The 17270-nt window shown below is 69.6% G+C and carries 17 protein-coding genes and 1 pseudogene; 15 read left to right on the top strand and 3 right to left on the bottom strand.

Annotated features, from left to right (window positions below; translation table 11 throughout):
• Nucleotides 1-106 precede the first annotated feature (106 nt).
• Nucleotides 107-493 (top strand): SRPBCC family protein, encoded by a 387-nt coding sequence (locus ACFWN1_RS03355; protein WP_384357670.1) that lies wholly within the window; start codon nt 107-109, stop codon nt 491-493.
• Between the two features lie 130 nt (nt 494-623).
• On the opposite strand, the gene ACFWN1_RS03350 is transcribed toward ACFWN1_RS03355, so the two are convergent.
• Nucleotides 624-1544, bottom strand: coding sequence for an NADP-dependent oxidoreductase (locus ACFWN1_RS03350; RefSeq protein WP_384357668.1), 921 nt, complete (start codon nt 1542-1544; stop codon nt 624-626).
• Nucleotides 1545-1870: 326 nt separating this feature from the next.
• Between ACFWN1_RS03350 and ACFWN1_RS03345 the strand changes: the two genes are divergently transcribed.
• The 11 genes from ACFWN1_RS03345 to ACFWN1_RS03295 all read left to right on the top strand — a co-directional run bounded on the left by ACFWN1_RS03345 (nt 1871) and on the right by ACFWN1_RS03295 (nt 12713).
• Complete coding sequence (locus ACFWN1_RS03345) at nt 1871-2857, top strand: GlxA family transcriptional regulator (RefSeq protein WP_384357666.1); 987 nt, start codon at nt 1871-1873, stop codon at nt 2855-2857.
• 123 nt (nt 2858-2980) lie between these two features.
• On the top strand, nt 2981-3619 hold the full coding sequence (locus tag ACFWN1_RS03340) for an HD domain-containing protein (RefSeq protein ID WP_384357664.1): 639 nt from the start codon (nt 2981-2983) through the stop codon (nt 3617-3619).
• Nucleotides 3620-3689: 70 nt separating this feature from the next.
• The gene (locus ACFWN1_RS03335) at nt 3690-4328 is read left to right on the top strand and encodes an HD domain-containing protein (protein ID WP_384357662.1); all 639 of its coding nucleotides are present in this window, start codon (nt 3690-3692) and stop codon (nt 4326-4328) included.
• 507 nt (nt 4329-4835) lie between these two features.
• Nucleotides 4836-5762 carry an amidohydrolase family protein gene (locus tag ACFWN1_RS03330; protein ID WP_384357660.1) on the top strand — a complete coding sequence of 309 codons (927 nt, stop codon included), beginning with the start codon at nt 4836-4838 and terminating at the stop codon, nt 5760-5762.
• A 181-nt stretch (nt 5763-5943) separates the two neighbouring features.
• On the top strand, nt 5944-6513 hold the full coding sequence (locus ACFWN1_RS03325) for a carboxymuconolactone decarboxylase family protein (RefSeq protein ID WP_384357658.1): 570 nt from the start codon (nt 5944-5946) through the stop codon (nt 6511-6513).
• 34 nt (nt 6514-6547) lie between these two features.
• A complete protein-coding gene (locus tag ACFWN1_RS03320; RefSeq protein WP_384357656.1) occupies nt 6548-7165 on the top strand; it encodes a carboxymuconolactone decarboxylase family protein in 618 nt (205 codons plus the stop codon).
• A gap of 39 nt (nt 7166-7204) precedes the next feature.
• Entirely contained in the window at nt 7205-8203 is a 999-nt protein-coding gene (locus ACFWN1_RS03315) for an MBL fold metallo-hydrolase (protein WP_384357654.1), read from the top strand.
• Between the two features lie 227 nt (nt 8204-8430).
• Nucleotides 8431-8796, top strand: coding sequence for an alpha/beta hydrolase family protein (locus ACFWN1_RS03310; RefSeq protein WP_384357652.1), 366 nt, complete (start codon nt 8431-8433; stop codon nt 8794-8796).
• Nucleotides 8797-8896: 100 nt separating this feature from the next.
• The gene (locus ACFWN1_RS03305) at nt 8897-9859 is read left to right on the top strand and encodes an alpha/beta hydrolase (RefSeq protein WP_384357650.1); all 963 of its coding nucleotides are present in this window, start codon (nt 8897-8899) and stop codon (nt 9857-9859) included.
• Nucleotides 9860-10418: 559 nt separating this feature from the next.
• Nucleotides 10419-11180, top strand: a complete 762-nt coding sequence (locus ACFWN1_RS03300; protein WP_384357648.1) for an isocitrate lyase/phosphoenolpyruvate mutase family protein — start codon at nt 10419-10421, stop codon at nt 11178-11180.
• Between the two features lie 864 nt (nt 11181-12044).
• Nucleotides 12045-12713, top strand: coding sequence for a Type 1 glutamine amidotransferase-like domain-containing protein (locus ACFWN1_RS03295; RefSeq protein ID WP_384357646.1), 669 nt, complete (start codon nt 12045-12047; stop codon nt 12711-12713).
• 503 nt (nt 12714-13216) lie between these two features.
• Here the strand turns inward: ACFWN1_RS03295 and ACFWN1_RS03290 are convergent.
• Nucleotides 13217-13702, bottom strand: coding sequence for a DUF427 domain-containing protein (locus ACFWN1_RS03290; protein ID WP_384357644.1), 486 nt, complete (start codon nt 13700-13702; stop codon nt 13217-13219).
• Between the two features lie 250 nt (nt 13703-13952).
• Nucleotides 13953-14187 (bottom strand): annotated as a pseudogene (locus tag ACFWN1_RS03285) (site-specific integrase); the annotation flags it as partial.
• 427 nt (nt 14188-14614) lie between these two features.
• Here ACFWN1_RS03285 and ACFWN1_RS03280 point away from each other — a divergent pair.
• From ACFWN1_RS03280 to ACFWN1_RS03270, 3 genes are all read left to right on the top strand, one after another.
• Nucleotides 14615-15343, top strand: a complete 729-nt coding sequence (locus ACFWN1_RS03280) for a TetR/AcrR family transcriptional regulator (protein ID WP_384357642.1) — start codon at nt 14615-14617, stop codon at nt 15341-15343.
• Nucleotides 15344-15381: 38 nt separating this feature from the next.
• On the top strand, nt 15382-16533 hold the full coding sequence (locus ACFWN1_RS03275) for an MAB_1171c family putative transporter (protein WP_384357640.1): 1152 nt from the start codon (nt 15382-15384) through the stop codon (nt 16531-16533).
• 290 nt (nt 16534-16823) lie between these two features.
• The gene (locus ACFWN1_RS03270) at nt 16824-17264 is read left to right on the top strand and encodes a helix-turn-helix domain-containing protein (protein WP_384357638.1); all 441 of its coding nucleotides are present in this window, start codon (nt 16824-16826) and stop codon (nt 17262-17264) included.
• Nucleotides 17265-17270: the final 6 nt, after the last annotated feature.

Below are 17270 nucleotides of genomic sequence, written 5' to 3'. Positions count from 1 at the left end.
GCAATGCTGGGACGAGACCGCGTCCGCAGCCCTCGCCCAGCGTCAGGACCGGACCGATGACCTCCGCTCGTACCAGCCCACCGCCACGACGGCTCCCGGCACTGTCATGGCGCGCGTGACCCTGAGCGCCGGCGGCGCGGCCCGGCCCGAGACGGTCTGGGAGCGCTACGCGAGCGTAGGCCGGTGGGCGTCGTGGTCCCCGCAGATCAAGGCAGTCCACTGCGATGGCCGCCGCCTGCGGCCCGGTATGAGCGGCACGGTCGAATCAGTCGCCGGTATCCGTGCCGCGTTCGTCGTGGAAGCCGTCGACGAAGGCCGCCGCACGTGGGTGTGGCAGGTGCGCCTGGGACGCATCCGGATCAGGCTGCGCCACGAGGTGCGGCCAGGGGAACCCGGCACCATCACCAGTCTGACCATGTACGGCCCGAAACTCGTCCTCCTCGCCTACGCCCCCCTCGCCCGCCTCGCGCTGCACCGCCTGGTGCAGCCCTGACCTCTCCGGGCGGGCACGCCGATACGGCAGGACACGCACTCATCGCGCCTCCAGCCCGTTCGGCGCACACGGGGCCGTCTTTGCCGGGCTTGGCCGGGTGCCTGTTGTCCGCAGCGTTTGTCCCTGCAGCTCACTCCTCGGTGACGCGGATGATCGTCCTCCCGGGAGTGCGCTTGCCCGGTGAGAAGGCGGAGACCGCGTCGGCGAGTGACCGGACGGCACCGATGACCGGCTTCAGGCGCCCGTCCCGCGACCGCTGGGCCAGGTCGGCCAGGCGGACCCGGTCGGGTTCGACGACGAAGAAGACGGCGCGCCCGTCGCGGGGACGGACGGTGACTGGTTCGGCGATGGTGACCAGGGAGCCGCCGGGACGTACCAGTGCGGCGGAGCGTTCGAGGACGTCCCCACCGATCACGTCGAAGACGACGTCCACCTCGCCGACGTCCTCCAGCCTGTCGGCCTGGAGGTCGAGGAACGCGTGCGCACCCAGGCCGAGGGCGGTGTCGCGGTCGCCGGTCCGGCCCGTGCCGATCACTCGGGCGCCGGCCTCGCGGGCCAACTGCACGGCGAGGGAGCCGACGCCGCCGGCGGCACCGTGAATGAGCACGCTCTGACCCGTGAGCAGGTGGGCGTGGTCGAACAGGGCCTGGTAGGCGGTCAGCCCGGAGATCGGCAGCGCGGCGGCCGTCATGTGGTCGACGTCGGCCGGGAGCGGGGCGAGGTTGCGGGCCTCGACTGCCGTGTACTGGGCCAGTGAGCCGTCGCGGGTCCAGTCGGTCAGGCCGAACACACGCTGTCCGACCGTCAGGCCCGTGGTGCCGTAACCGAGTTCGGCGACCACGCCGGACAGTTCGTGGCCGGGCACGCTCGGGGTCCGGTCGCGGCCGGCCCGGTCGGTCCAGGTACCGGGCCAGGCCAGCTCGCCCGGGGTGAACCCGGCGGCGTGGACCTTCACGATCACGTCGTTCTCGGCGGCGTGCGGGTGGGGCAGCTCGGAGAGGGCCAGGCCGCTGACGCCGGCATCGCGGTCCTGGACGGTGATGGCTCGCATGGGAGGTTCCACCTCTGAGTATGAGGAGTTCGGGAGAGAGCGGGCATCTGGTCTGCGGGCGCGGGCAGCGGACCGGTCGAACGCGGCCCCGCCGGGCCGTTCCAGGGCCGAGTCGCCGCTGCCCGGCGTCGCGCAGCCGATGAACGACCACTGACCAGCCCCGTCGCATTCCAAGCGTACGAACGGCGAAGCCCCCACCTCTGGGCCAATCGCGTCTACTGCCGGTGGGCCATTACGAGCGCCCGGTCGGTGCTGCTTTTCCGCCGCAGGGCCTTTCCTGGTAGACGTGACCGGTACGGGGCGGAGCAGCGAGGAGACGAGGAGCGATGGCGGCGCGAGCGCACAGTGTGGGTGTTCTTGTGTTCGATGGCATGAAGATGCTGGATCTGTCGGGGCCGGCGGAGGTCTTCAGCGAGGCGAACCGCTTCGGCGGTCGGTACCGGCTGAGCATCGTCTCGGTGGGCGGAGCCTCCGTGCGGACCTCCATCGGCATGAGCGTGCAGGTGGACGCCGATGCCGCGGGCGCGGAACCCTACGACACCCTGCTCGTGGTGGGTGGTGACCTTCTTCCGGCCGGTCCGGTCGACCCGGCCCTGAGCGCCACGGCCAAGGCGCTGGCCCACCGAGCCGGCCGGGTCGCCTCGGTCTGCACCGGGGCCTTCGTGCTAGGTGCCGCGGGATTGCTGGAGGGCAAGCGGGCGACCACGCACTGGCAGCACACCGACGCGCTGGCCCGTATCTGTCCGGCGACGCGGGTGGACGGGGACGCGATCTTCGTCAGGGACGGCACCACCTACACCTCGGCCGGTGTCACAGCGGGTATCGACCTGGCCCTCGCTCTGGTGGAGCAGGATCACGGTCCGGACCTGTCCCGTACGGTGGCCCGTTCGCTGGTGGTGCACATGCAGCGGGCCGGCGGACAGTCGCAGTTCTCCGCCTCGCTCCAGGGCCCGGCGCCCCGCACCCCTGTGCTGCGGCAGATCCAGGACGCGGTCCAGGCCGATCCGGCTGCCGACCACGGCCTGAAGTCCCTCGCGGCGCGGGTCCGGGTGAGCCCTCGCCATCTGACCCGGATGTTCCGTGCGGAACTCGACACCACGCCCATGAGATACGTGGAACTGATCCGGTTCGACATGGCGAAGGCTCTGCTCGACGCCGGCCGGAACGCGACGGAGGCGGCCGCGCTCTCGGGCTTTCCCAGCTACGAGAGCCTGCGGCGGGCCTTCGCACGTCATCTCGGGGTCTCCCCCATCCAGTACCAGCACCGCTTCGCCACCACGACGCCGGCTTCCCACGCGCGCACCGCCGGCTGAGTCGACCGCCGGAATCCTGACCGTTTCCGAGGGCTTCTCGGCCATCCGGGCGCGGACACGGCAGCCCCGCGGGGCGGAGGCTGGGGGCAGGACCCCAACCCCCACCCCCCAGGGAAGGCAGCCGTGACCGAGTACATCGCCGATGTCGAGATTCCCGACAGCAGACTCGCACAGGACGCCACCGAGCTCATCCGTGAGACGACGCCGCCTGTGATCTTCCACCACTCCCGCCGGGTGTACCTGTTCGGCAGTCTCCAGGCGGCCGCCCGGGGGGTGAGCCCCGACCCGGAACTGCTGTATGTGGCGGCACTGTTCCACGACACGGGCCTCGTGCCGCCCTACCGAAGCGACGGTCAGCGCTTCGAGCTGGACGGCGCCGACCAGGCACGCGCCTTCCTGCTGGCCCATGGCCTGTCCGAAGGCGACGCGGACACCGTCTGGACGGCCATCGCCCTGCACACCACCCCCGAGGTGCCTTACCGGATGGCGCCCGAGATCGCGGCGACGACCGCGGGTGTCGAGACGGATGTGCTGGGTCTGCACCTGACCGACATCACTCGGGCGCGGATCGACGCCGTCACCGCGGCCCATCCCAGGCCGGACTTCAAGCGGCAGATCCTCCAGGCGTTCACCGACGGTTTCAGGCACCGTCCCGACACCACCTTCGGCACGATGAACGCGGACGTTCTCGAACACTTCGTGCCCGGTTTCCGACGCGGTGACTTCGTCGACGTCATCAAGAACTCCGCCTGGCCTGAGTGACCGCACACAGGGCTTGTCATCCGTATCGGGCGTCTGCCCCGATCTCCCGCACGAAAAGGCGTGAACATACATGACCGAAACTATTTCCGGAGTCGATATCCCCGATACGGCGGCAGCCGCAGCCGCCACCCGATTCATCCGGGATACGACGAGTGACCTCATTTTCCATCACTCCCGGCGCGTCTTTCTGTTCGGTTCCGTGCACGCGCTGAGGCTCGGTCTCCAGCCCGATCCCGAGCTGTTGTACGTGTCTGCCATGTTCCATGACCTCGGGCTGCTGTCGCCGTTCTCCGGAAAGGAGCAGCGGTTCGAGCTCGACGGCGCCGACCATGCCCGCGGCTTCCTGCTCGGCCGCGGGTTCCCGGAGGACGCCGCCGAGGTGGTCTGGACGGCGATCGCCCTGCACTCGACGCCGGGCATTCCCGGCCGAATGGGCCCTGAGACCGCGGCGACGAACTACGGGGTACTGACCGACGCGATCGGCTGGGGCATGGACGAGCTGGCCGACGGGCAGGCCGATGAAGTCCTCGCCGCTCATCCGCGCGGGGAATTCAAGAAGGATTTCCTGCAGACATTCCTCGAAGGCCTGAAGAATCGCCCGGACACCACGTACGGGACCATCAACGCGGATGTCCTGGAGCATTTCGTCGAAGGATTCCAGCGTACGAGCATGGTCGATCGGGTCATGGACGCGCCTTGGCCCAGTTGACGCCCACCGCACGCCGCCAGGCGGCGGAGCGGGGCGCGTGTATTCCAGCGGAGTGGCCCCGGGGGGCCCGCTTGCGGCCCCGGGAGGCCGGCGCCGGCATGGTGACCGCGAGGTGCCGGCCGCGCGGCCGTGTTCGCGTTCGGGGCTCTGGACGTATTCGAGGGCTTCGTCCCGGCTTTCCGGCCTGAGATGCATTTCCTTCATCGCGGCGTGCCGTGCTTTCCGTGCGGAGGTGAAGCCTTTTTCGGACCGTGCTCCCGGACCATAAACGTGTTCATAGATTATCGTTGTGATCACCCGCTGTCTCGTTGATCTCGTGCACGGGCCGGACGACGGCCGGGCCGGCGACGGCGGACAGTGGCTCGACCAGTGGCTGCGGTCATCCCGCTGTGTTGCACTGGCTGAGGGGAGGGCGTTCGACGTCGCATTCCGGTGGGGGACGGCGGGGGGAGCCACGCGACGCCGCTACCGGGGCGGCAAACCGGGGAATCTGCGGAAAGAGGACTCATGCCGTCTGGACGCATCGACATCCACCATCACCTCATACCTTCCTGGTACCGGGAGGCGTTCGAGCGGCACGGCAAGAGCGCCGGCGGGTGGCCCACGCCCGATTGGAGCCGCGAGTCGAGCCTCGCGATCATGGATGAGCTCGCGATCGAAACGGCTGTGCTGTCCGCGAGCGCGCCCGGTGTCAACTTCGGGGACAGGGCGGAATCCCGCTCCATGGCCCGGCGGATAAACGAGTACGCCGCCGAAATGGTCAAGGACAAGCCCGACCGCTACGGATTCTTCGCGGTGCTCCCCCTGCCCGACATGGACGGCACCCTCGAAGAGGTGGCCTTCGCGCTGGACGAACTCGGCAGCGACGGCGTGGGGATTCTGTCCAACATCGACGGACGCTACCTCGGCGACCCGGAGTTCGAGCCGCTGTGGCAGGAACTGGACAGGCATGGCGCGGTGGTCTTCATCCACCCGGAAGCGCCCCCGATGCGCATGCTCGAAGAACTTCCCAGCCCCCTGCTCGACTTTCCCTTCGACACCACGCGTACAGCGGTGCACATGGTCGCCCACGGCGTGATGGAGCGGTACACGGATGTCACGGTCATCCTCGCGCACGCGGGAGGATTCATCCCCTTCGCGTCCGAGCGTTTCGCCATCGCGGCGCGCTTCAACCCTCCCGTCACCGAGGACGGCATGCGAGCGGGTATGAAGAGGTTCTACCTCGATCTCGCCCTGTCCTCGTCCCCGACGTCCATGCCCTCCCTGCTCACCTACGCGGACCCCACGCATCTGGTCTACGGCAGCGACTATCCGTTCGCACCGGCGCGGGAGTTCGCCGACATGCTGGACGCCTATCCCCTCGACTCGGACCAGCGGAGCGCCCTGCGGCGGGGAAACGCCGAGCGCGTCCTGTCCCGGTTCGCGGGCCCTTGAGCGCCCTGTCCCCTGCCGCGGTGGGGCCTGGGCGGGATGTCGTAGCCGTGGAGACGGGTGTGCGCGTCCCGGGGTGGTGCGGGCTGCCGGGTGGTGGCTGCCTTGAGGGCAAGGACGTGCGCCGATTGCCCGTCCCGGTCGCGCCCCCGTACGGACGCGGCCGCTCACGCGGGGAGCGATGATGAGTGAATCCGACGACTTCGGCACCTTCGGCCGGTACGTCGAGACGCCGGTGGCCAAGATGACGGACGACATGCGGGACGCCTACGAGTTCACCCTCGGCCTGCGCGGGCTCGTGCCCGGCCCGCACAAGATCTGGGTCTCCAACCCCACGCTGTCCAGGACGATCGTCCCCACCGGGGCGTACTACCAGACGGAATCGACGCTCACCAAGGCGGAGATCGAGATCGTCACCAACCTCACCAACGCCAAGTGGCATGCCGCGTACTCCACTTACGAGCACGAGGGCATCGCGAAGGACGCCGGTGGACTCGACGGCCGCAAGGTGGAGGCACTCATCGGCGGGCTGCCCACGTCTTTCGACGACGACCGCCAGCAGCTCGTCTACGAACTCGCCACCACGCTGATCGCTCCCAGGATCGTCCCCGTGGGCCTCTACCGGCGCGCCAGGAGTCTCATCGGCGACGCGGGCATCGTCGATGTGACCGTCCTCATCGGCTGGTTCACCGCCGTCTCCATGACCCTGGCCGCCTACGACGTCCCCGCGGACGCGACAGGACTCGACCAGTAGACGAGCACATCCACCGGGCGGGAGGAGAGATCTGATGACCGGTGACCAGCGACACGGCGAAGCCGACGCGCCCTACGGACTCGGGGGCCGGCTGCCTCTGCTCTCGGAGGAGGAGATGACGGCCGCCCAGCGCAGCGTGTTCCGCGCTCTGAAGGAGAAGGAGGTGGTGTGGGCCGAACGTTCGGGCTTCGTGGCGATGGACCGGCAGGGGCATCCGGTAGGCCCGTTCAACCCCGTCCTGTACAGCCCGGACCTCGCGCGGAGCTTCCTCGCCTTCCAGGGCAGCGAGGACGGGCACACCTCCCTCCAGGACCGCGTGCGCCAGATCGTGATCCTGACCGTCGGCTCCACATGGAGGGCCGCCTACGAGATGTACGCGTATACCGCCGTGGGCCGCGGAGCAGGTCTGTCCGAGCGTCAGATCGGCGACCTGACAGACGGCCGCGCACCGAAGGGGCTGAGCGACACCGGGTACGCGGCCTTCGACTTCACCCGGCAGCTGACGAGCGACCGCGCGGTCTCCGACGAGTGCTGGGCCCAGGCCCATGACCTGCTGGGGTCCGAGGGCGTCATCGACATGCTGTTCCTCATCGGCGCCTACCAGACCGTGTGCGGAATCCTCAACGCGGTCGAGGTGCCCGTCCCCGGGTGAACCGGGGCCGGACCGCACGCACTCGCCAGGGAGGACGTCATGCCTTCGCGATTCGCCATGGCCGCGCTCACCGGCGCGGGACTCGCCGCCGGCGCTGTCAGGTCGGGATTCAGGCCGAAGCCGGTGCCGGTCCCGCAGCTCGGGCCGGACGCGTTCCCGCTGCCCGGGGCCGACCCGCCCGACGGCATGGACGTCATCGCCGTACCGACCGGGGTCAACCATCGCAACGCGCTCTACGCCTACCGCGGCGGGTCGTACTTCGACCGCCGTGACTTCTACATCGGTGCGGCACTGGTCAAGCACCCGCACGGGGACCTTCTCCTGGACATCGGGTTCGGGCGCGGCATCGACCAGCAGTTCGCGACGATGCCCCTGCTGTTCCAGAGGATGACGAAGTACAGCGTGTGGCGACCGGCGGTGGACCAACTGGCCGCGGCCGGCTACGACATGTCACGGCTAGGCGCGATCCTCCTCACGCACGCGCACTGGGACCACCTGAGCGGGCTTCCCGACTTTCCCGGGGTGCGCGTCATGGTGACCCGCCGGGACCTCGAAAGCTATCTGAACCCCCACATGCACGGGAGGTTCGGTCCTCCCTTCAGTGAGACCCACTTCGAGTGGGACCCCTTCGACTTCGACGGCGGCCCCTACCTGGGGTTCCCCCGCAGTCTCGACGTCTACGGCGACGGCTCCATCGTGTGCGTGCCCTCACCCGGGCACACACCGGGCAGCATCGTCATCTTCGTGACGACGGCGGCCGGACTCAAGTACGCCTTCGTGGGAGACCTCGTCTGGCAGCGGGAAGGGCTGATCAGGCGCGAGGAACGGCCAGTCGCGTCGCAGCTGTGGGCCGACTTCGACGCCAACGGCACCCGCACCAACATCATCAAGATGGCGCAGGTCATGGCGGCGGTACCGGAGCTGGTCGTCGTCCCCGCCCACGACCAGAACGCCTTCGCCGATCTGGGGCGCCTGCCCCACGTCAAGACCGACGGCATCACCCTCCAGAATCCCGTCGACCTCGCGGAGCTGCCCTGATCAGACCGACTCGGACGCGGGGGCCACCGCTTTGAGGACGGTGTCATGGCCAAGCAGCAACGCACGGAGATCGTCACGAACGAGCAGTCCCGGATAGAGGTGCTCGTCCAGGGAGCTGGCCCGCCCGTCGCCCTCCTGCCCTCCTGCCCTCCTGCCCTCCTGCCCTCCTGCCCTCCTACGGGCGGGACGGTGTCGCGGACTTCGACGACTTCGCCGGCCACAGCGTGTTGGCGAAGCTCCCCGAGGCCGCGCCGGACGGTACGGACGGTATCGACGCCAAGACGCGATGGGTCGTGGACAACGGCCGGTGGACCTTCGGCGTGGACGGGGTGCCGGAGCTGATCGAGGCGACGAAGCCGTACACGATGGACGACGTGGCCGAGCGGATCGACTGCCCGACCCTCGTTCTGGAAGCCGAGAACGACATGTTCTTCACCGGGCAGCCGGAGAGAATCTACGAAGCGTTGACCTGCCCCAAGGACCTCATCTCCTTCCCCGAGAGTGAGGGCGGCGGCGAGCACTGCCATGAGGGCGCGCTGGCGCTGTGGCATCAGCGAGCCTTCGACTGGGTCGATCGCACCCTGGTGCGGTGAGCGCGGGGCCGCGTCGTGCCCCGGTGGCGTCCGGCTCGGGTGACTCACCGGGTGACGCACCGGGTGCGTCACCCGCCTGGACAGACAAGGAGAAGCCGTCATGCCTGTTTACGACCGTGACAGCGTCCCGGAGCGTGTGGGGCGGGGCACTCTGGACCCGGAACTGGCGGCGTGGCTGCCCACGGGGCCGGTGCTGGGGGCCGACGAGAGTGTCGCCGAGGCCCGGCGCTCCCACCATGTGCTGGGCGAGTTCCCGCTGCCCGTTATCGGTTCGGTCGAGCATCTGGTGCTGGACGGACCCCACGGCTCACTGCCCGTGCGCGTCCACATTCCGAGCGAGCCGGCCGGCTCACCCTGTGGCGCGCTGGTGTACATCCACGGCGGCGGGTTCACCGTGGGGACCCTGGACGAGTTCGAACTCCCGATGCGCCTTCTCGCCGAGACCGCCGGTGTCAAGACGTACGCCGTGGACTACCGGCGCGCACCCGAGTTCAAGTTCCCCACCCAGATCGACGAGAACGAGCATGTGGTGCGCTGGCTGTTCGACCACGCCGACGAGCAGGGAGTGGACCCGGCCAAGATCGCTCTGGGCGGGGACTCCGCCGGCGGGAACATGACCTGTGTCGTCGCGCTGAGACTGCGCGACGAGAACGGCCCCCGCCTCGCCCTGCAGGTCCCTCTCTTCCCCGAGGCGGCGTTCCCCGCCGACACGCTCGCGGCCAGCGAGAACCGCTCGGGGCTCTACCTGGAGTCCAACGGGATCTTCCAGATGGTCCGCAACCTCGTGAAGAACACCGACGACGTGCGCCAGCCCTACGTCACCCCGCTCAACGCCGAGTCCCACGCCGACCTGCCGCCGACGATCCTGGTCACCAACGGCTTCGACCCGCTCCGCGACGTCGGCCACGCCTATGCCCGCAAGCTGGCGGCCGCCGGCAACGAACTCACCTACGTTCACCACCCCGACCTCACGCACGGCTTCCCGCAGTTCAGCCAAGTCTCGTCCGCCTGTCACGCTGCCACGCTGGAACTCGGCCGCATGATCGGACAGCACATCGGCTGACCGGTGAGAGACGACGGGGCGGGGTGTCTGGGCCCCGCCAGAACCGCCGGCGGAGGTGGTCCCGGCGGCCGACGGCGCACATCCGCGACCGGCTCCGTCCTCGGCAGCAGCTCGGGGCACCTTGCCGCTCGGACACGGGGCCGACTTCATACGGAGGCGGATCGGAATGTCCTCGGCGGGAGCATCTCCGCGTACGCCAAGGCGACGCGGGAGCGCACTGTCTACACAGGACACCTCGAAGGTAGTCGACCCCGCTGACGATCCACTTTGGGCGCACTCCGGCGCACACCCGGTCTCACACACCAGCGCGCCACGGGCCTGCCCCCGGCATGGACGGAACAGCCGCGATCTGCCCGAACGGAAGCCGACGAGCCCCCGACAAGGACTCGGGGCCGGGCGATCCGCGGCCGCTTCGGAGGTGTGAAACGCGCTTGCGCCTCGTGGCCCGGCTGCCCAAGCGGAGGATGCGGTGGTCAGTTGAGCCCGCCCCCTGCCCGGCCGAACGATCGCCGCGCGGCCGACCCGTTGCTGACACCGATCCGGGGGTAGCGTCCTCGACATGAGCCTGAAAATCACCGCTGAGCGCGCCCGACTACTGAAGAAGCTGCATGCCGAGTCCAAGCCGCTCGTGCTGCCGACCGTCTGGGACGTCTGGTCCGCGCGGACGGCGGCCGACGCCGGCTTCCCCGCGCTGACCATCGGCAGCCATCCGCTCGCCGACTCCCGAGGGGCCGAGGACCATGAGGGGCAGACCTTCGAGGAGGTACTCGCCGCAGTCAGGCCGATCATCGCGGCGGTCGACATCCCCGTGTCGGTGGACTTGGAGGCCGGGTACGGGCAGGAGCCCGCGGACCTCATCGCCGGACTCATCGAGGTCGGTGGCGTCGGCCTCAACCTTGAGGACACCGTCCACTCGGACGGCGGACGCGTACGCGACACGCAGGAGCACGCCGACTACATCGCCGGCCTTCGCGCGGCGGCCGACAAGGCGGGGGTGGCGGTCTGGGTGAACGGTCGCACCGACCTCTTCCTGCACGCGGACGACCCCGCAGCCGTCCTCGACGAGGCGATCGAGCGCCTGCGAGCCATGGAGCAGGCGGGCGCCGACAGCGTCTACCCGGTCCGCATCCAGGACGACGACGACCTTCTCACGGCGGTGACAAGTGCCGTCTCCGTCCCCGTGAACTCCACGGCCCACCCTGTCAAGCACGACCTCGAACGTTTCCGCCGCCTCGGCGTGGGCCGCGTCACCTACGGCCCGCTGCTGCAATTCGCCCTGACGGACTCGCTGAAGGACATGCTCAAGCCCTGGGCACCGTAGGACACCCCTGCCGGGCACGGCCGACCGCAGGGACTCCCCAGTGACCGGGCAGCTGCCACACGGATGTGGGGGCCAAGACCTTCGGCGCCGAGCGTGACTGAAGGATGAGACCCAGGTGATTGTGTAGGCGAAAGCGGACAGGTCCGGTTCAGTGGGTGGCGGGTCGGTTTTCCGATCCGCCACCCGGCGGGGATCAGTCGAGGTCGGCGTTCGGCGGTTCCGGTGAGGGCGCGGGCAGGGTGCGGGCCGACCTTTTGAGGTCGCCGGCGCGGTGGAGGAGTTCGGCGCCTCGCGGAGCCCCACCGTCTGGTCGTCGCGCCGAGCGTCGCTCCGGACGCGGACGGGACCCCGTGCTCGCGTCGGGGCCGGGCAGCAGGCTGGCGTTCGCCTCGAATCCACCGTCGACCGCCCGCAGCACACCGTCGCACCACCTCACGGCCCAGCACCCAGATCGAGCAATCCGTCGGCACCACAGCAGCACGGTGCACATCGAGGAGCGGCAGCCGCCACCTGGTCGCCCCGGCAGGTCCACCTTTGCGACCGCTCCTCGTCCACAGCGAAGCGCATGAACTCCGTCCAGTCCTCGGGCTCGATTCCGCGCAGACGTACCCGCTTGCCAGTCCAGAACGATGTCATCCCCTATTCGATCACGCGGCAACAGCGGGGTCCAGACGTTCGCCGCCCCCTGGGACCACTTGCGACCTGGCACATCAAGCTGCCGAGCTGGGGCCGCCATTGGTCCCGTACGTCGAACGACGAGATCAGTGCCTGTCACTGATGCACCCATGACATGGTGGCCGCCGTGACGCGTCGCCCGAGCGGCAGTTTGTTGAAGCGCACGGTCAGCGCTACAGGAAGGACATGATGAAACTTCTCCTCACGGACTCCGGTATCAAGAACGCAAGCATCCAGGATGCGCTGGCCGGCCTCCTGAACAAGCCGGTCACCGAGTCCAGCGCCCTGTGCATCCCCACCGCGGGGTACGGGTCCCCCGACGCCGATCCTGGCGGGCCATGGCGGTTCATCAGCGGACGGTCTCCCCACCCCATGACCGGGCTGGGGTGGAAATCGGTGGGCGTGCTGGAACTCACCGCGCTGCCCAGCATCGACAAAGCCCGTTGGGTCACCTGGGTCCAGGAGGCCGATGTCCTGCTCGTCAACGGCGGTGACGCGCTGTACCTGGGCCACTGGATGCGGGAGTCCGGGCTGGCGGAACTCCTGCCGTCGCTGCACGACACGGTCTACGTGGGACTCAGCGCCGGGAGCATGGTGATGACCCCCCGCATCGGGCAGCATTTCGTCGGCTGGAAGCCGCCCGGCGGCGGCGACAGCGCGTTGGGCCTGGTCGATTTTTCGATCTTCCCGCATCTGGATCATCCGGCTTGTCCGGAGAACACCATGGCCGCGGCAGAGCGATGGGCGGCCGGGATCGCCGGCCCGGCGTATGCGATTGACGAGCAGACCGCCATCAAGGTGGCCGACGGTGCCGTCGAAGTGGTCTCCGAGGGCCACTGGAAGAGGTGGGGGCCGTAGGGCTGGCGTGAGCTTCGGCCGAGGCGAGGCGGGACTGGTACGACAGGTACGACAGTACGGCTGGACGTGGTTACAGGCCCGCTTGGCGCACTGATCGACTTTCGTATCGTCGGGGTCGATCCCGATTAGGTCGCGGGTGGTGTCCCGCACGCCGAAGATGATCAGGCGGACACGGGGGTTGGCCATCGCCGCGATGTCCTCGGCCAGTTCGTTCCACCGGCCCTCTGCGGGAGTTGCTCCTTCCCGTCCAGGTCGTCGGACTCCGCCGGCCGGTGGTCTGCCGCCCCCGGCAACCATGCCGAAGGTGAGCGGGGTCCGTGGCGGGCCAGGCAGCCCACTTCTTGCCCCGCTCATCCCACGGCATCCCACGGCATCCCACGGCATCCCACGGCATCCTGGCCGGGGTGGGGCTCATAGGACCAGGGGCGAGCCTGGGGCGGGAGTGGAGGCCGGCCGAATGTCGCGGTGGTGCCGCCCTTCGGCTCAGACGGAGGGGCGTGCTTCTACCACAGCGCTGTACCGGGGCCGCCCTTGAACGGGCCTGCGATCTCGGTGGTGACCCAGCCGCCGTAGAAGTCGCCCTCCTGCGCGCGCACGACCTCACCGTCCACCGTGCAGAGGTCGACGCGCGAGGGGTAGAAGGCGATGTGGTCGGTGAGCCGTTCGTAGCCGCCCACGGGACGGGGGTAGCTCCAGGCTGCGCGCCTGCGGATGTCGGGGCCGATGGCCAGGTCCCAGTACACCGCCCGTCCCTTCCACTCGCACCACGTGCCTCCGCGAGCCGCGACGAGCAGGTCAGTGCGTACGTCCTCGGGTGGGAGGTAGAAGACGGGCGGGTGCGAGGTCTCCAGCACACGCAGGGCGCGCCGCGTGTCGGCCACTTCCGTGCCGGCGCACTCCACACGGACGCGACGGCTGTCGGACCGGATCGCGGGAGGTCTGGGGTAGTCCCAGACGGACTCCGTCCGGGGCGCGGGATGCTCGGACATGGTGCACGCCATTATGCGACCGCCTCCCGTCTTCCGCCCAGCTTCAGCTGGGCGACATCCGACTCTCCGACCGGGCCGACGCGGCAGCGCGCCCCGACGCAGCGTCGATCTGGCTGACGCGGGCGACGGGCTGCCCGCTCACCGGTCCGGCAGGGCCGCGTCACCGGTGCCGTCAGTGCCGGACCGTACCGGTGCGCAGTCGGTTGCCCTCGGCGTCGGCGCAGGCCCCGGGCCGGTAGCTGGGAGGGTGAGTCAGCGCGGAGTGATGGCGCTCGTGCAGGTCACACCCGGTTCCCGGTCCGCGCACGGCGGTGTGCTCGTCCCGCAGCGTCCAGGCCTGGCCGTAGGAGGGCGGGTCGGCCCGGTGTCCGGGCACGCATCCCGCAGGTGACGACCTTCCCCGGACTGAGGCGGCGGTGGGTGACGTACACCGGCCCACGGGTCCGGCCGTGCGGTAGCCGGGGCCGGGGGCCGGCGGTTTCAGCAGCCGGGTTGAACTCGCCGGGACGGCGCGGCGGTGCCTCGGGCAGATCGAGCACGGTGAACCACTCGCAGCACACCCGCGCGGGCAGTGGGCCCAGCCCGGAAAACAATGCGGCGGGCATCCTCGGCAAGTTCGAGCTCGCGCGGACACATGGTGACGGCCGGGGTCTTAACGAAGCCGGCCCTCCTAGGGATACTCATCAAGTCCTGACATACCGTCACTCGCACTCACCCGCCGACACCAGCCCGGCACATCGCGCATAGGGGCCGCCCGCGTATGCGTAGCGGCGCGTCTAGGTGGTTACCAGGGCACAAAGCGCGCCGTCGGGCAGCCGGTGTCGCAGGTGTGGGTGGCTGGATCGCGTCGTATCGCGGGGGTGGTGGGGCGACGGCGGTGGTGGGGTCGTGGCTGGCCGGTACGGTTTGGCCATGGATCTTTCCGGAACTAGTGCTACCGATGAGCCGACCGGACGGGCGGAGGTCGTCAAGGGGGCCGCGCGCCGGCTGCTGGGGACGGTGGGGGCCGGGGGGTTGTCCCTGGAGGCCGTCGCCGGTGAGAGCGGTCTTGCCCTGGCCGAGGTGGAGGCTGTCTTCCCAGGTCGGGACGATCTGCTGACCGCCCTGGTGGTCGACGCCTACAACGGGTCGGCGGCGGTGATGGAGCAGGCCGATCACGAGGCCCGGGAGGCGGGGGCGCCGGCCGGGGCGCGGCTGCTGGCGGTGACCCGTGCGCTGCGGGAGTGGTCGTTGGGCCATGCGGCTGAGTTCGCGCTGATCTACGGATCGCCGGTTCCCGGCTATCACGCGCCGCCGGAGACGGTACTGCCCGCCTCGCGTACGCCGGCGGTTCTGGGAGGGATCGTGCGAGCGGCGCTGGAGGGCGGTGAACTCGCCCCGCCCAGGCGGGCGGTGCCGGGTCCGCCGCTGCTGCTGCCGGCGGCGGTGGAGCTGTTCGGCGGAGTCCCCGGGGCTCCGTTCTCGGACATCATCGAGCGCGGCATCGTGCTGTGGAGCAGCCTGGTCGGGCTGTTGGTGTTCCAGGTGTTCAGCCGTACCCATGACAGCGTCCGGGACGAGGCCGTGTTCTTCGACTACGCCGTCGCGGTGGCGGCCGAGGCGGTCGGGCTCGAGGTCCGGCTGGGCGAGAAGAACGACTAGACAGTTCGCCGCGCAGTGCGGCGCAGGCGAGGATCAGGTTGAACACCACCAGAACGCTCTGCTTCGTCATCGCGGCGCTGTCGTCGTACGCCGCGCTCGTCTACCGGCTGGCCGGGGTGCGTCGTCACCGGCGTGACGGCGCCTACCGGGCACTCGTCGTCACGTTGCTGCTGCAGTGCCTCACCTTCACGATGGGGGCCCTCGCCATGGGGGGCGGCAGCCTCCTGGGGGTCGGTAATCTCGCCATCCTGGTGATGCATCTGTCGGCTGTCGCCTTCTGTGTCAGCGCGCAGATCATCCTGCTGCACTGGGCGTCGGCCGAGAGGGCGGCGCTGAAGGCGCGGTTCTGGCTGGTGGGCGGTGTCGCCGTCGACGGGTTCCTGGCCTTTCTGTTCTTCGCCGCCGACGGGCCCGGCCGGCCGGCGACCGACTTCAACACCGGCAGCGGCCGGCCGCTGATCCTCACCTATCTGCTGGTGTTCATCGTGTCCCAGGCCGTTCCGTGCGTCTCGATCTTCCGGCAGTGCGGCCCGTACGCGCGGATGGCGGGGAAGGGGTCGCTGCGGCATGCTCTGCGGCTGCTGTCGGTCGCCGCGGTGATCCTCTTTCTGTACTGCGTGGCCCGGACGGTCAACATCCTGACCGCGGCGAGCGGGATCGACATCGGTGTCTGGCAGATCGCGCCGTCCGTCTTCAGCGCGGTGGGCATCGTCGCGCTCTCGCTCAGTCTGACGATCTCCTCGTGGGGGGCCTCGGCCGCCAAGTTGGCCAGATGGGCGCGTAGTTACCGGTCCTACCGGGCGCTGTATCCGCTGTGGCGGGACCTGTACGAGGCGTCGCCGGACATCGTGCTGGAGCCGCCGGGGGCGTCGGTGTCCGAGCTGAACTATCTGCTGCACCGGCGGGTGGTCGAGATACGGGACGGGTGGCGGGACCTGCGTCCCTACATCGACCGTACGTCCTCGGCCGGCGGCGCGGTGGCTCCCGGGGCGGGTGAGCGGCCGGGGCAGGCGTTCGCCGAGGCGGCCCAGATCAGGCAGGCGTTGCGTGCCAAGCGTGCCGGGTTCATCCCGGCCGACAACAAGGACGCCGCGGACTTCGAGGACCGGGATACGGACAACTTCGGCGCGGAGGTGGCGTGGCTGACGAAGGTCGCGTCCGCCTACCACAGGCTCGGCAGTGCGGGCTGAGCTGAGGGGGCCGGGCAGGTCTGATGCCCCGCCACTCCCCCGGTTGTTTCGGCGGGCCGGGCGGGTGTATCCCCCCCCGCCCCGTGGGGGGCCGGCCCCACCCCCCCCGGGCGGGGGCGGGCGACAGGATCGGCCGCACTCTAGGTTTGCCCCCCCGGCCAAGTTAGCTGCCAGCTATCGGCAAGGTCAACGGTGGCGCAGTATCGGCCAATTGTCAACTGACCGCTAATCTGCAAAACTAGCGGATAGCTACTGGCAGGACCGAGGAGGTGCCCGGAAGGAGAATCGAGATGTCCGAGACCGACGACCGCCCCACGCTGGCGGTGCGTCTGGACGACCTCTTCAGGACAGTGCGGCCCAAGGGCAGGCACTGGACCAACGCGGAGGTCGCGGAGGAGCTCAAGAAGACCGGCCCCGAACTCAGGGTCGGGGGTGTGTATCTGTCCCAGCTGCGCACCGGCAAGCGCTCCAATCCCTCACCGGACCTGCTCGCGGCTCTGGCCCGCTTCTTCGGCGTTTCGGTCGCCTACTTCTTCGACGACACCGTGGCCGAGTCCGTGCTCAGCGAGATCGCCGCCGTCGAGGCGCTGCGGCAGTCGGGGGTGCGCGCGGTGGCGATGCGGGCCGCCGGGATGAAGAAGGAGAACCTCCAGGCCATCACGGCCATCATGGACCAGTACCGGCAGCTGCAGGGTCTCCCGCCCGTCACCGACCCCTCCGCCCCGGAGTGAGGGGCG

The organism is Streptomyces sp. NPDC058459, assembly GCF_042721685.1.
In the GTDB taxonomy this organism is placed as follows: domain Bacteria; phylum Actinomycetota; class Actinomycetes; order Streptomycetales; family Streptomycetaceae; genus Streptomyces.
Note: the sequence above shows the minus strand (reverse complement) of the source record. Positions and strands in the feature narration are given on the sequence as shown.

What these genes read in the sequence shown, in the direction of transcription:
- ACFWN1_RS03355 (WP_384357670.1), top strand. Translation starts at nt 107, where the DNA reads ATGGCGCGCGTGACCCTGAGCGCCGGCGGCGCGGCCCGGCCCGAGACG.
- ACFWN1_RS03350 (WP_384357668.1), bottom strand. Translation starts at nt 1,544, where the DNA reads ATGCGAGCCATCACCGTCCAGGACCGCGATGCCGGCGTCAGCGGCCTG.
- ACFWN1_RS03345 (WP_384357666.1), top strand. Translation starts at nt 1,871, where the DNA reads ATGGCGGCGCGAGCGCACAGTGTGGGTGTTCTTGTGTTCGATGGCATG.
- ACFWN1_RS03335 (WP_384357662.1), top strand. Translation starts at nt 3,690, where the DNA reads ATGACCGAAACTATTTCCGGAGTCGATATCCCCGATACGGCGGCAGCC.
- ACFWN1_RS03330 (WP_384357660.1), top strand. Translation starts at nt 4,836, where the DNA reads ATGCCGTCTGGACGCATCGACATCCACCATCACCTCATACCTTCCTGG.
- ACFWN1_RS03325 (WP_384357658.1), top strand. Translation starts at nt 5,944, where the DNA reads ATGAGTGAATCCGACGACTTCGGCACCTTCGGCCGGTACGTCGAGACG.
- ACFWN1_RS03320 (WP_384357656.1), top strand. Translation starts at nt 6,548, where the DNA reads ATGACCGGTGACCAGCGACACGGCGAAGCCGACGCGCCCTACGGACTC.
- ACFWN1_RS03315 (WP_384357654.1), top strand. Translation starts at nt 7,205, where the DNA reads ATGCCTTCGCGATTCGCCATGGCCGCGCTCACCGGCGCGGGACTCGCC.
- ACFWN1_RS03305 (WP_384357650.1), top strand. Translation starts at nt 8,897, where the DNA reads ATGCCTGTTTACGACCGTGACAGCGTCCCGGAGCGTGTGGGGCGGGGC.
- ACFWN1_RS03300 (WP_384357648.1), top strand. Translation starts at nt 10,419, where the DNA reads ATGAGCCTGAAAATCACCGCTGAGCGCGCCCGACTACTGAAGAAGCTG.
- ACFWN1_RS03295 (WP_384357646.1), top strand. Translation starts at nt 12,045, where the DNA reads ATGAAACTTCTCCTCACGGACTCCGGTATCAAGAACGCAAGCATCCAG.
- ACFWN1_RS03290 (WP_384357644.1), bottom strand. Translation starts at nt 13,702, where the DNA reads ATGTCCGAGCATCCCGCGCCCCGGACGGAGTCCGTCTGGGACTACCCC.
- ACFWN1_RS03280 (WP_384357642.1), top strand. Translation starts at nt 14,615, where the DNA reads ATGGATCTTTCCGGAACTAGTGCTACCGATGAGCCGACCGGACGGGCG.
- ACFWN1_RS03270 (WP_384357638.1), top strand. Translation starts at nt 16,824, where the DNA reads ATGTCCGAGACCGACGACCGCCCCACGCTGGCGGTGCGTCTGGACGAC.